This is a genomic window from Defluviimonas sp. D31, from assembly GCF_033436765.1.
Lineage (GTDB): Bacteria > Pseudomonadota > Alphaproteobacteria > Rhodobacterales > Rhodobacteraceae > Albidovulum.
In genome coordinates, this window is record NZ_JAWQFN010000006.1 from 13,017 (window position 1) to 25,757 (window position 12,741).

The window sequence follows — 12,741 nt, forward strand, 5'->3', positions numbered from 1 at the left end:
GAATTCCGCCCGGGGATGCTGCTAGAGGTACACGATCAGGTGAGCGGAGGCGCGGATGATCCGGCTGGAGAAGGACGGCGGGCTGTGGCGGGCGGTCATCGCGCGGCCGGACAAGGCGAACTCGCTGACGAAAGCGATGCTCGCGGAACTGGCAGAAATCGCCGAGGCTGCGGGGCGCGAGGAGGCGCGGGCGCTGGTCCTGACCGGCGAGGGCAGGGTCTTCTCCGCCGGCGCCGATCTCGAAGAGGCGCGCGCGGGGCTCGCCACCGATCCGGTCTGGGAACGGCTCTCGGGCGCGATCGCGGCGCTGCCCTGCCTCACGGTCGCGGCGCTGAACGGCACGCTCGCGGGCGGCGCCTTCGGCATGGCGCTCGCCTGCGATCTCAGGATCGCGGTGCCCGAGGCGAAATTCTTTTACCCGGTGATGAAGCTCGGCTTCCTGCCCCAGCCCTCCGACCCGGTGCGGATGGCGCGGCTCGTCGGGCCGGCGCGGGCCAAGATGATCCTGATGGCTGGGGCGAAGGTCGGCGCCGCCGAGGCGCTCGACTGGAGCCTCGTCGACCGGATCGTCGCGCCCGAGGCGCTGGCGGCCACGGTTGCGGAGCTGACTGCCGACGTGCTCGGCGCCGACATGGCGCTGGTCGGCGCGATCAAACGGCTGGTCGGTTGAGGCGCCCCGCCGGGCTTGACTAATCCGATTGTTTTTGTCAGGAAGTTCGCGCGCCCCGGTTCCGGGGCGCTGTCGCGAGGCTTGGGGACCGATGCGCGCAACACGGACAAATCGACGGCCGAGAGGCGGGACGCGATGATCGTCTGCCATTGCATGCACATCAGCGATCACGACATCCGCGCCGCGGTCGACTGGATGCGGGCCGCCGATGCGCGTACAGTGATCACGCCCGGCCGCATCTACCACGCGCTCGGCAAACGCGCCGATTGCGGCGGCTGCCTGCCGCTGTTCGTCGAGACGATGCGGGGCTGTGACAGCCTTGAGGTTCCCGCGCCGCTGCGCGGCCTTCGCCGGTGCGAGCCGAAGGGAGGATCCGATGAAAGGCGACAAGAAGGTCATCGAGTACCTGAACTCCGCGCTGCGGAGTGAGCTGACCGCGGTCAGCCAGTTCTGGCTGCACTACCGTTTGCAGGAGGATTGGGGCTACGGCCGGCTGGCGCGGAAATCGCGCGCTGAGAGCATCGAGGAGATGCACCATGCCGACAGGCTGATCCAGCGCATCATCTTCCTCGAAGGCCATCCGAACCTGCAAAAGCTCGATCCCCTGCGCATCGGCGAGACGGTCCGCGAGGCGCTCGACAGCGATCTTGCCGCCGAGCACGATGCCCGCAAGCTCTATATCGAGGCGCGCGACCATTGCGACAAGGTGGGCGACCATGTTTCGAAGAACCTCTTCGAGGAGTTGATGGCCGACGAGGAAGGGCATATCGATTTCCTCGAGACCCAGATCGGGCTTTTCGACAGGCTTGGCGAGGAACGCTACGGGCTCCTCAACGCGCTCCCGGTGGACGCGGCCGAGTAACACTATGGGAGTCGCGCGATGAGTGAGGAAGGCGGGCTCGTCTATCTTTCCGATACGGTTCTGGACGGGCTCGGCATCTCGACCGCCGATGTGGTCGCGGCGGTCGAGCGCGCGGTGCTCGCGCGGGCGCAGGAGCGGCTCTGGACCGCTCCGAAGTCGGCGGTTCTTCCGGGGGACGGGCGCTACATGATGGCGACGCTCGCTGCGGCCGACGATCCCGGCGTGATCGTTGTGAAGTCGGTGATGGTCGCGCCCGGCAATGCCGCGCGCGGACTGCCCGGCATCAACGGCGCGATCCTCATCCTCGACAGCGAAACCGGGGTCCTGAAGGCGGTGATGGACGCCAACTGGGTCACCGCGGTCCGGACCGCCGCCCTGAGCGCCGTGGTCGCCAAGCGGCTCGCCGACCCCAAGGCGCAGAGCGTCGCCTTCATCGGCTGCGGGGTGCAGGCGCACAGCCACCTTGCGGCCTTTGCCGAACTGTTCCCACTGCGCGAGATCCGCGCGTTCGGGCGTGGCCGGGCCAGGGTCGACGCGCTCTGCGAGGCGGCGCGCGGCCTCGGGCTGGAGGCGCGCGCGTTGCCCGCGCGCGAGGCACTCGACGGAGTCGATCTGGTGGTGAGCTCGATCACGCTCGACTATTCGGTCGCGCCCTCCCTCGACGCGCGCTGGCTGAAGCCCGGCGCCTTCGCGACGATCACCGACCTCGCGATTCCGTGGGCGCCCGCGGGCATGCCGGCCTTCGACACGGTGATCATCGACGACCGCGTGCAGGAGGCGGAAAGCGCGAAGCCGATGGTCGATCCCGGCCTCGTCGCCGGCGACCTGACCGAGCTGATCGGCGGCAGGATCGCCGCTAGTTTCGCGCCCGACCGGCGCGCGGCCTTCGTGTTCCGCGGGCTCGCGGTCGGGGATTTCGCGCTGGCGGCTCTGGCCTATGACCGCGCCGTCGCCTCCGGGGCGGGCACGCGCGTCGCCGGCTGACCTAGCGCCCCCGCCGGGGCCCCGGCACGCGCGATCGGAAGCCGGGCGGGCGCTTGGCGACCCAGTCGATGAACTTCGCCAGCCGCGGATGGGCGCGCAGCGCCTCGACCGTGGCATAGTCGCGGGCAAGCTCGGTCTCGCTCAGCGTGGCATGGATCTCGGCGTGGCAGATCGCGTGCAGAAGCACCGTCGGGCCGCCCTTGCCGCCGCGCAGTTTCGGCACCAGATGGTGCAGGCTCTGCGCCACATCCGCCGGGATCGGGCGGCCGCAGAGCGGGCAGAGGGGCGGGTCGGGCTCTTGTGTCATGGCGGGCTTCCTGCGACAGGATGGCGAATGCGGGCCGGGGGAACAAGGCGGCGATGAAGCGGGAACGGCGATGCGGCAGGTGACGGATGCGCTGGTGATCGGCGCCGGGCCGGCCGGGCTGATGGCGGCCGAGGCGCTTGCCGCCGCGGGTCGGCGGGTGGTGATCTGCGAGGCCAAGCCCTCGCCCGCGCGCAAGTTCCTGATGGCGGGCAAGTCCGGGCTGAACCTGACCAAGGACGAACCCTTCGCCGACTTCGCGGCGCGCTACGACACCGACTGGCTCCGGCCGATGCTGGAGGCGTTCGGTCCCGACGCGGTGATGGACTGGGCGCGCGGGCTCGGCCAGGAGGTGTTCGCGGGCTCCACCGGGCGGGTCTTTCCGGTGGCGATGAAGGCCTCGCCGCTCCTGCGCGCCTGGCTTGCGCGGCTTGCTGGCGCGGGCGTGGCGCTGCGCACCCGCTGGCGCTGGGCGGGGTTCGAGAAGGACGGGTTGGCCTTCGAGACACCGGAGGGGCGGCAAATCCTGCACCCGGCGGTGACGGTGCTCGCGCTCGGCGGCGCGAGCTGGGCGCGGCTCGGCTCGGATGCGGCCTGGGTGCCGTGGCTGGCGGCGAAGGGCGTCGACATCGCGCCGTTCAAGCCGGCCAACATGGGGTTCCGGGTCGAGTGGTCTGGGCACATGGCGCGGTTCTTCGGCGCGCCGGTAAAGGGCGTGGCCCTGCATGCGGGCGGTCAGGTCGAGCGGGGCGAGTTCGTGATCTCGGCGCGCGGCATCGAGGGCGGCGGCATCTACGCGGTGTCGCGCGCGGTGCGCGAGGGCGCGGCGCTGACGCTCGACCTCGTGCCGGAGCGGAGCCTTGCCGAGGTCGCGGGGCGGCTCGCGCCGGGGCCGGGCAAGGAGACCATCGCGAACTGGCTTCGGAAGACGCTCAAGCTCGACCCGGCGCGGATCGCGCTCCTGCAGGAATGGGGGCGGCCGCTGCCGAAGGACGAGCGGCTGGCGCGGCTGGTCAAGGCGCTGCCGGCCCGCCACGCCGGGCCGCGCCCGCTCGACGAGGCGATTTCGGCCGCCGGCGGGATTCGGCGCGCGGCGTTGAGCGAAGGCTTGGAGTTGCAAGGGCTTCCCGGTATCTTCGCCTGCGGCGAGATGCTCGATTGGGAAGCGCCGACAGGGGGATACCTTCTGACGGCCTGCCTTGCGACCGGGCTCTGGGCGGGGCGAGCGGCGGCAAAAGATCGCCGGACTTGATGCCCGTCAAGGGAACCGGTGCGCGGCTGGCGCAGTTTGGGCGGTGAACTCGCAATTTTGACAAGGACGGATAGTCCGGAAATGGAGGATAGAATGAAGAAGTTGATGCTGATGCTGCCCATCGCCCTGTCGCTCGCGGCCTGCCAGACGACCGAGCAGCGGAGCACCGCGACCGGTGCGGTGGCCGGTGCGGCGCTTGGCGCCGCGGTGGCGGACAACGCGGTCGAGGGCGCGATTATCGGTGGGCTCACCGGCGCGGTCGCCGGCAACCTGATCGGCAGGGCGAACACGCCGGGCGACTGCGTCTATCGGGACGCCAACGGCAATCAGTATGTGGCATCCTGCTGATCGCGTAGCGATGAGCTGAGAAAACGGATTCGGGGCGGCGCTGCCTTTCGCCTTCGCCGCACGAATGACTGGAACCGAACCGCCGCGCTGACGGGTGCCGTCGGCGCGGCGGTCTCGTTCGGGCAAGTATCACGCGACGAGGGCCGTCTCCGTGTGGCCGGCGCGCGCGCCGGTCGCCGGTCCGGCCGGCTCCCCGAAAATCCTCTGGGCCAGAACTTCGGCCTCGTGGGGCTTGAGGCTGGGCATCGCGTCCGCGCGTGCGAAACAGGCCATCAGGGCGTCTCTGGACAACGCGGCCAGGAGCGCGCTTCGCGCCGCGGACGACAGGCCGTCGAAGCTTCGCTGTGCGAGCTGGAAGCTCTCGGTAACCATGCCGTTCGACACCACCATGTGGTGGCCATCGAGCAAGAGGTGGTAATAGCTCACGTCCCCGAGCGGCATCACCCGTTCCGCCACGGTCCCGACCAGGTCCTTGGCGGCGACGAGAACCCGCGCCTCGCCGAAGAGGAGCATGGCCTCGGCATCCTCGATGACGATCCGATGCCGGGCCGAGACCTGGAGGTCGGCATTCGGCACGCCCGGAGCGATCATACCCGCCGGAATGCGGATCGGCCGGGATTCGGGCGCGCGCAGCATCTCGTCGAAGCTGACGGTGCTGCTGGCGATCCAGAGGATCGGCTTGACCTCGCCCGTCTCGGTCAGGACGAGATCGCCGGCCTTGAGCGTCTCGACCTTGCGGCAGCCGTGGGGCGTCAGGATGTCGGTGCCGGCGCAGAAGCAGACATGGATCGGCGGCGGAGCCAAGTTGACGTTCTTCAGGGGAACCGCGCCGTTGCCGAACTGGTTCATCAGCGTTTGCGTGCCGCTGCCATCGGTGACGAAATAGAACCGCTCGGTGACGCCCTTGATCACCGTCGAGATCGCGGTGATCTGATGACCTTCGAGCGGATCGGGCACCTTGCCGTTGGCCAGGGGCAGGGTGCCGGTCATCTCGACCTTGAAGTTGTAGGTCGTGCCGTTGATGGTTACCGTGGTGTCGGGGTCGACCTTGCCCGCGTTGTATTCGAGGATGATGTCGCCCGACGGCCCGCTGCTGTTGAAGGTCAAGAGCACGGTGGGTTGTTTCGTCGTGTTCTCGATGTTCAAGGAAGCGTTGTTGGCGGACGATTCATCGCCGCGGGCATAGAAGCTGATGCTGGACATATGTTTACTCCAAGAGCCGGGTCCAATCCCCGGCTCTGTGGGGCCTCTCTAGCACGGGCGGCTTTCTCAAATATGGCAAACCGAGGCGCGAAAAAAAATATCTCCGGCACGGCGGCCGGATCACTCCCCGGTGCGGGCCATCGCGCGCTTGTAGGCCGGGCGGGCGCGCATCCGGTCGAGATACTCGGTCAGCCGGTGCTCGGTGATCGGGAACTTGGCGCCGAGCGCCCAGTTGCCGCAATGGGTCAGGATGATGTCGGGCACCGTCATCATCTCGCCCATGACGAAGGGCCCCTCGCCTATCCGCTGGACGAGCGTCTTCTGGCTGCGTTCGAATTCCCAGCGCAGCGTGTTCTTGATCGCGGCATGGCGCAGCTCCTCCGGGAGGACGAAGCTGTGACGCGCGGCCATCCAGAGATTGGCGTCGAATTCGTCGAGCAGGAACTGCGTGAGGCTGTCCTGCCGGGCGCGGTCGAGCGTGCCGGCGGGATGGGTGAGCTGGCCGTGCTTGTCGGCGAGGTACTGGATGATCGCGGTGGAATCGGTGATCGGCGTGCCGTCCTCGATCAGCACCGGGACCTTGCCGGCCGGATTGAAGGCGGTGACACCCTTAGAGCGCGGCGGCGCGGCGATATGCTCGAACGGAATCCCGAGTTCCTCGAGCATCCACAGGACGCGCATGGCGCGGCTGCCGACTGTGCCGATCACGGTGTACATGCTGTCTTTCTCCGCCTTTGAGTCATGGAGACATGGGCGCGCGAGGGGCGCAAGAGGCAAGGTGCGAGGTAGGTCAGCCGGCCTCGAGGATCTCGAGGAAGGCGGGTCCGAACCGTTCGGCCTTGAGCGCGCCCATGCCGCCGATCCGCTCGAGGTCGTCAAGGCAGCGCGGCCGGGTCTCGGCGATCTTCCGGAGCGTCGAATGGGTGCAGGTCAGGTACTTTCCGGTGCCGTCCTCGCCGCGGGCGAGGTCCGCCTGCGCGGCCATCAACCGGTCGAAGACGTCGCCCTCGGCGCGCCCGGCGAGCTTCATCCGCGCCGGATGCATCGCCTCGATAGCGCCCGTGATGACCGCAAGGAACGCGGCGCCGTAGCTTTCGAGCTTCTTCGCGCCGACCCCGCTCACCCGCGCCATCTGGTCGAGCGTCCCGGGCCGGGTCTCTGCCATCTCGATAAGCGTGCGGTCGGGGAAGATCACATAGGCGGGCACACGCGCCGCCTCGGCGAGCGCCCGGCGCTTGGCCTTGAGGGCCGAGAGGAGCGGCGCGTCCTCCTCCGACACGAGCGTCTTGACCACCGGCTTGCCCACGGCCTTGCGGATCGTGTCGCGGCGCAGCGTGATCTGCGCCTCGCCGCGCAGGATCGGGCGGGCGTCGTCGGTCATGCGGAAGGCGCCGTGGCGCTCGGGATCGGGGCGGATCAGGTCGTGGCCCATCATCTGCCGGAACACCGCCTGCCACTGCGGCTTCGGCAGGTCGCGGCCGACGCCGAAGGTGGGCAGCGCGTCGTGCTGACGCTGGCGCACCTTGTCGGTCGGATTGCCGGTCAGGATGTCGATCAGGTGCCCCGCGCCGAAGCTCTCGCCGGTTCTCAGGATCGCCGAGAGCGCCTTTCGCACCGCATCTGTGCCATCGAACACATCGGGCGGCGTGTCGCAGAGGTCGCAGGCGCCGCAGGGCCCGGCCTCTTCGCCGAAATACCCCAGAAGCCGCTGGCGCCGGCAGGAGGTCGCCTCGGCGAGGCCGAGAAGCGCGTTCAGCCGCGCATGGTCGGCGGCCTTGCGGTCGGCGGGTGCCAGCCCCTCGTCGATCTGGGCGCGGCGCAGGCGGATGTCGTCGGGACCGTAGAGCGTCAGCGTCTCGGCCGGGGCGCCATCACGGCCGGCGCGGCCGATCTCCTGGTAATAGGCCTCGATCGATTTGGGCAGGTCGGCATGGGCGACCCAGCGGATGTCGGGCTTGTCGATGCCCATGCCGAAGGCCACCGTGGCGACGACGATCAGCCCGTCCTCGCGCTGGAACCGCGCCTCGACCTCGCGGCGGTCGTCGGCCTCCATGCCGCCGTGATAGTGGCAGGCGGAGTGGTCTTCTTCGCGCAGGGCCTGCGCCAGCGCCTCGGTCTTGGCCCGCGTCGCGGTGTAGACGATGCCCGACTGCCCGCGCCGTGCGGCGGCGAAGGCGAGGATCTGGCGGCGCGGCTGGTCCTTGACCTCGAAGGCGAGGTGGATGTTGGGGCGGTCGAAGCCGCGCAGGAAGGTTTCGGGCTCGGTCCCGTCGAAGAGGCGGGTCACGATCTCGGCCCGCGTCTCCTCGTCGGCGGTGGCGGTGAAGGCGGCGAGGGGCACGTTGAGCGTGCGGCGCAGTTCGCCGATCCTGAGGTAGTCTGGGCGGAAGTCGTGGCCCCACTGGCTGACGCAATGCGCCTCGTCGACCGCGATCAAGCTGGTGCCGATGCGGCGAAGAAGCGTCAGCGTGCCACCCGAGGCGAGCCGTTCCGGTGCCATGTAGAGAAGCTTGAGCCGTCCTTCGTCGAGGGCGGCGAAGACCGCCTCGGTCTCTTCCTCGGTATTGCCAGAGGTGAGCGCGCCCGCCGCGACGCCCGCCTCGCGCAGCGCCCGGACCTGATCGCGCATCAGCGCGATGAGGGGCGAGATCACCACCGTCACGCCCTCGCGCAGGAGCGCCGGAAGCTGGTAGCAGAGCGACTTGCCGCCGCCCGTCGGCATGATCGCGAGCGTGTTCCGGCCGTCCGCCACGGCGGTCACGATCTCGGACTGGCCGGGACGAAAGGCGTCAAATCCGAAGACGGAGGAAAGCAGTCCCTCGGCGCGGGTCATTGGCTCGCGGTTCTTGTTGGCTCGATGGCCCGACCCTGTCATACGAGGCGGGCCGGGGCAAGACTCCCGGCTCAGAAGCCGTAGAAGAAGCCCGCGTTGTTGGCGAGAGTCTGCTGGACGATGATCAGGAGGATGAAGGCCACCAGCGGCGCGAGGTCGAGCCCCGGCGTCTGCGGCAGGATCCGGCGGATCGGCGCATAGACCGGCTCCAGCAGGCGGTTCAGCGCGTACCAGATCTGCGAGACCATCGGCTGGCGGATGTTCAGGACCTGGAAGTTGATCAGCCACGACATGATGATATGGGCAATCATGATGAACCAGATCACTTGTAGGATCAGCATCAGCGCCTGAAACAGCGATACCATGGAGGGCTCCGGCCGGTTGGGTCGGCCCAGAGGTAAGCCGCGCGCGGGATTTCTGCAACCTCGTAACGCCACGTCGCGGGTTGACGTCTGGGCAACTCTGCCCAAGTTGCGGTGCGTAAACCAGCCGGGAGAGCCCCGATGTACCCCTTCGTCAGAATGGCCAAGGAGATCTGGACCAGCCGCCGCCAGCCGCGGCTCGGCCTGACTGAGCCGCATGTCTCGCACCATGTCTGCTGGCCCTGGGATCTCGACCTCTGGGCCGAACTGAACAACGGCCGGACGCTCACGCTCTTCGATCTCGGGCGGATCCCGCTCGCGGTCCGCACGGGTCTCGTGGGCGTTCTCAGGCGCAATGGCTGGTCGATCACGGTGGCGGGAAACTCGCTGCGCTACCGGCGCCGGGTCCGGATGTTCGACCGGGTCGAGATGGTGAGCCGCTGCATCGGCTGGGACGCGCGCTTCCTCTACATGGAGCAGAGCATGTGGCGCGGCGGCGACTGCACCAGCCACATGCTGCTGCGCTCGGCGGTCACCTCGCGCAAGGGCATCGTGCCGACTGCCGAGGTGCTGGCCGCACTCGGGCGCGACGAGGAAAGCCCCGAACTGCCCGCCTGGGTCCGGGCCTGGATCGCCGCCGACGCGACGCGGCCCTGGCCGCCGGAGCGCGCGCTGCTGGAACCTCCGCACCGCCGCGCCGCCTGATCGGCATCGCTTGCGCTCGGACGGCTTTTCGGGCTTGATCCCGGCAAAGCGAGCGGGGGCAGGCATGACGGTTTCGGCGCGGAAGCGGATCTGGGGCTGGTGGTTTTTCGACTGGGCGAGCCAGCCCTATGCGACGTTGCTCCTGACCTTTATCTTCGGTCCCTATTTCGCCGAGGTGGCGCGTGCGCATTTTGCCGGCCAGGGCATGGATGCCGAGGCCGCGGGCGCGGCGGCGCAGGCCTATTGGGGTTGGGGTCAGACCGCCTCGGGCGTGCTGATCGCCTGCCTCGCGCCGATCCTTGGCGCGGTGGCCGACCAGTCGGGCCGGCGCATGCTCTGGATCTGGATCTTCTCGGCCTTCTATGTCGTCGGGGCCTGGATGCTCTGGAACCTGGTACCGGGCGAGCCCGATCTCCTGCGCGCGATGATCTTCTTCGGCCTCGGCCTCATCGGCATGGAATTCGCCACGATCTTCACCAATTCGCTGATGCCCGGCCTCACCGCCGACGAGAACATGGGCCGGGTCTCGGGCTCGGGCTTCGCCTTCGGCTATCTGGGCGGGATCATCTCGCTCGCGATCATGCTGGTGTTCTTCGTCGCCGAGCCATCGGGGCAGACCCGCGTGGGCCTTGCGCCGGGCTTCGGCCTGCTCGACTACACGGCGCGCGAGGATGCGCGCATCGTCGGTCCCTTCACCGCGCTCTGGTACGCGGTCTTCATGGTGCCGTTCTTCCTTTGGGTGCGTGAGCCCCGGACCGCATCAAGGGGCATCAATGTCGGCCGCGCGATGGCGGAGCTCTGGCAGCTCCTGAAATCGCTCAAGGTGCGGCGCAGCCTCGCCGCCTATCTCCTGTCGTCGATGTTCTACCGCGACGCGCTCAACGCGCTTTACACCTTCGGCGGCGTCTACGCCTCGGGCGTACTCGGCTGGTCGATCGGCAAGATCGGCCTCTTCGGCGTCGTCGCGGCGATTTCGGCCGCGCTCTTCAGCTGGCTCGGTGGCAAGATGGACAGCGCGAGGGGGCCAAAGCCGGTGATCACGCTGTCGATGGTCGTTCTGATCGCGGTCTGCCTCGTCATCGCCGGCATGTCGCGCGAGGCATTCTACGGGATCCCCTTCGCCGAGGGCTCTTCGATGCCGGACACCGTTTTCTACATCTGCGGAATCGTGATCGGCGCGGCGGGCGGCACGCTGCAGGCGTCGAGCCGCACCATGATGGTCTTCCACACCTCGGCCGAGCGCGCGACCGAGGCCTTCGGGCTCTACGCTCTTTCGGGCAAGGCCACCGCCTTCCTGGGGCCGTTCTCGGTCGCGATATTCACCACACTGAGCGGGTCGCAGCGGATCGGAATCGCGATACCGTTGATCGCGCTCTTCCTTCTTGGCATTCTGCTCCTGAGCTGGGTCAATCCCCGGGGTGAACGATAAAGCGCGAGAGGCAGGCATGATCGGACGAGCCTTCGGCATTCTGGCAATCCTTGGAACACTTGCGGCGCCGGCAGCGGCCGAGCCCCGGGCGAACCAGCTTTTCGGCGCCAAGCGCAGCGCGTCGGCGCATCAGCCGGCGGCGATCGGCACCTATGCCAAGGGCTGTGGCGCGGGGCTGGTCCAGCTGCCCGAAAGCGGCCCGACCTGGCAGGCGATGCGGCTGTCGCGCAACCGCAACTGGGGGCACCCGGCGCTGGTGCAGTATCTCGTCGACCTTTCGGCCCATGCGCGCAAGCTCGGCTGGGCCGGGCTCTACGTCGGCGACATGAGCCAGCCGAGGGGCGGGCCGATGACATCGGGCCATTCTAGCCACCAGATCGGGCTCGACGCCGATATCTGGATGCTGCCGCCCGCGCGGCTCGACCTCAGCCGGGGCGCGCGCGAGAAGATCAGCTCGGTCTCCGTTCGTACCGCCGACCAGAAGCGCGTGAACGGCAACTGGACCGCGACCCACCACCGGCTTCTTGCCGCCGCAGCCTCGGATTCGCGGGTCGACCGGATTTTCGTCGCCGCCGCGGTGAAGATCGAGATGTGCAAGAGCGCGCGGCCCTCCGACCGCAAGTGGCTGCAGAAGATCCGCCCGATCTACGGCCACGACAGCCATTTCCATGTGCGCCTGAAATGCCCCAAGGGCTCGCCCGGCTGCCAGACCCAGACGCCGACCGTGGCAGAGCTGTCGAAGGGCGGCGACGGCTGCGACGAGACCCTGACCTGGTGGGTCACCACCTATCTCGACGAGCTGAAGAACCCGCCGAAGGGGCCGAAGGGACCTCGCAAGAAGGGTGCGCGCGACTACACTATGGCCGATTTGCCGCGTCAATGCGCCGCCGTACTCGCCTCGGACTGACACTGGCTCTGGTCTCGGCGCAAGCCATGGCCGCGGCCGCAGAGCCGCGGGCGCAGCTTGTCGGATCCTACGACTGGGAGATGCCGGACGAGGGCTTCGGCGGCTTTTCCGGGCTGGACGTCGCTGCGGATGGCATTTCGTTCGTCGCGCTTTCGGACAGCGGTGCGACGGTCGAGGGGCAGTTCCAGCGCGACCCGGAGGGACGTGTGACGGAGGTTTCGGCCGGACCGGTCGAGAAGCTCCTGGCTCCGAACGGAAAGCCGTTGCGTACCGCCAAGGCCGACGCCGAGGGTCTGGCCTTCGCACCCGGTGGCGGCATCTATGTGTCGTTCGAGCTCTTTGACCGGATCGCATACTATCCCGACCGACTCCAGCCACCGGAGCGCGAACTCCACCCCGCGATCTTCAAGGACATCGAATACAATTCCGGCCTCGAAGCTCTGGCCATAAACGCCGCGGGCACGCTCTACACCCTGCCCGAACGGTCGGGCGCGAAGGGCCGTCCGTTCCCGGTGTTCCGCTATCGCAACGAGACATGGGACCAGCCGTTCACGATCCGCCGCGATCCGGGCTGGCTGCCGGTCGGCGCCGATTTCGGACCGGACGGGCGGCTTTACCTTCTCGAACGGGACTTCTGGCCGGTGGTCGGGTTCAAGAGCCGGGTCCGCCGTTTCACGATCGACGACGACCGCATCGCGGCCGAGGAGACCGTGCTCGAGACCAGCGCCGGGGTGCACGACAATCTCGAAGGCATCGCGGTCTGGCGCGACGTCGACGGCGCGATACGGCTGACAATGATCGCCGACGACAATTTCCTGTGGGTGCAGCGGACAGAGATCGCCGACTACCGGATCGACGAATAACCCCCTTATCGCCCGGCAA

The 12,741-nt window shown here is 68.4% G+C and carries 15 protein-coding genes; 10 read left to right on the plus strand and 5 right to left on the minus strand.

Annotation, left to right across the window (positions count from 1 at the left end; all coding sequences use genetic code 11):
* Nucleotides 1-55 precede the first annotated feature (55 nt).
* From R5H32_RS11980 to R5H32_RS11995, 4 genes are all read left to right on the plus strand, one after another.
* Nucleotides 56-670, plus strand: coding sequence for an enoyl-CoA hydratase/isomerase family protein (locus R5H32_RS11980; RefSeq protein WP_318338917.1), 615 nt, complete (start codon nt 56-58; stop codon nt 668-670).
* A 135-nt stretch (nt 671-805) separates the two neighbouring features.
* Nucleotides 806-1,099, plus strand: coding sequence for a (2Fe-2S)-binding protein (locus tag R5H32_RS11985; RefSeq protein WP_318338918.1), 294 nt, complete (start codon nt 806-808; stop codon nt 1,097-1,099).
* Nucleotides 1,047-1,532, plus strand: coding sequence for a bacterioferritin (gene bfr / locus R5H32_RS11990; protein WP_318338919.1), 486 nt, complete (start codon nt 1,047-1,049; stop codon nt 1,530-1,532). The genes R5H32_RS11985 and bfr overlap by 53 nt, the downstream gene beginning before the upstream one ends.
* An 18-nt stretch (nt 1,533-1,550) precedes the next feature.
* Complete coding sequence (locus R5H32_RS11995) at nt 1,551-2,516, plus strand: ornithine cyclodeaminase family protein (protein ID WP_318338920.1); 966 nt, start codon at nt 1,551-1,553, stop codon at nt 2,514-2,516.
* Nucleotide 2,517: 1 nt separating this feature from the next.
* Here the strand turns inward: R5H32_RS11995 and R5H32_RS12000 are convergent, their stop codons facing one another.
* A complete protein-coding gene (locus R5H32_RS12000) occupies nt 2,518-2,823 on the minus strand; it encodes an HNH endonuclease (RefSeq protein ID WP_318338921.1) in 306 nt (101 codons plus the stop codon).
* 70 nt (nt 2,824-2,893) lie between these two features.
* On the opposite strand from R5H32_RS12000, the gene R5H32_RS12005 reads away from it, so the two are divergent.
* On the plus strand, nt 2,894-4,072 hold the full coding sequence (locus R5H32_RS12005; RefSeq protein WP_318338922.1) for a TIGR03862 family flavoprotein: 1,179 nt from the start codon (nt 2,894-2,896) through the stop codon (nt 4,070-4,072).
* 93 nt (nt 4,073-4,165) lie between these two features.
* Entirely contained in the window at nt 4,166-4,420 is a 255-nt protein-coding gene (locus R5H32_RS12010) for a YMGG-like glycine zipper-containing protein (protein ID WP_318338923.1), read from the plus strand.
* A 129-nt stretch (nt 4,421-4,549) separates the two neighbouring features.
* On the opposite strand, the gene R5H32_RS12015 is transcribed toward R5H32_RS12010, so the two are convergent.
* The 4 genes from R5H32_RS12015 to R5H32_RS12030 all read right to left on the minus strand — a co-directional run bounded on the left by R5H32_RS12015 (nt 4,550) and on the right by R5H32_RS12030 (nt 8,821).
* On the minus strand, nt 4,550-5,623 hold the full coding sequence (locus R5H32_RS12015; protein ID WP_318338924.1) for a Hint domain-containing protein: 1,074 nt from the start codon (nt 5,621-5,623) through the stop codon (nt 4,550-4,552).
* A gap of 120 nt (nt 5,624-5,743) precedes the next feature.
* Entirely contained in the window at nt 5,744-6,340 is a 597-nt protein-coding gene (locus tag R5H32_RS12020; RefSeq protein WP_318338925.1) for a glutathione S-transferase family protein, read from the minus strand.
* 73 nt (nt 6,341-6,413) lie between these two features.
* Nucleotides 6,414-8,456 (minus strand): DNA helicase RecQ, encoded by a 2,043-nt coding sequence (recQ, locus tag R5H32_RS12025; RefSeq protein WP_318338926.1) that lies wholly within the window; start codon nt 8,454-8,456, stop codon nt 6,414-6,416.
* 71 nt (nt 8,457-8,527) lie between these two features.
* On the minus strand, nt 8,528-8,821 hold the full coding sequence (locus tag R5H32_RS12030; RefSeq protein WP_318338927.1) for a YggT family protein: 294 nt from the start codon (nt 8,819-8,821) through the stop codon (nt 8,528-8,530).
* Between the two features lie 138 nt (nt 8,822-8,959).
* Between R5H32_RS12030 and R5H32_RS12035 the strand changes: the two genes are divergently transcribed.
* The 4 genes from R5H32_RS12035 to R5H32_RS12050 all read left to right on the plus strand — a co-directional run bounded on the left by R5H32_RS12035 (nt 8,960) and on the right by R5H32_RS12050 (nt 12,722).
* A complete protein-coding gene (locus R5H32_RS12035) occupies nt 8,960-9,523 on the plus strand; it encodes an acyl-CoA thioesterase (protein ID WP_318338928.1) in 564 nt (187 codons plus the stop codon).
* 64 nt (nt 9,524-9,587) lie between these two features.
* The gene (locus tag R5H32_RS12040) at nt 9,588-10,952 is read left to right on the plus strand and encodes an MFS transporter (protein WP_318338929.1); all 1,365 of its coding nucleotides are present in this window, start codon (nt 9,588-9,590) and stop codon (nt 10,950-10,952) included.
* Nucleotides 10,953-10,968: 16 nt separating this feature from the next.
* Nucleotides 10,969-11,859, plus strand: a complete 891-nt coding sequence (mepA, locus tag R5H32_RS12045; RefSeq protein WP_318338930.1) for a penicillin-insensitive murein endopeptidase — start codon at nt 10,969-10,971, stop codon at nt 11,857-11,859.
* A 26-nt stretch (nt 11,860-11,885) separates the two neighbouring features.
* Entirely contained in the window at nt 11,886-12,722 is an 837-nt protein-coding gene (locus R5H32_RS12050) for an esterase-like activity of phytase family protein (RefSeq protein WP_318338931.1), read from the plus strand.
* Nucleotides 12,723-12,741: the final 19 nt, after the last annotated feature.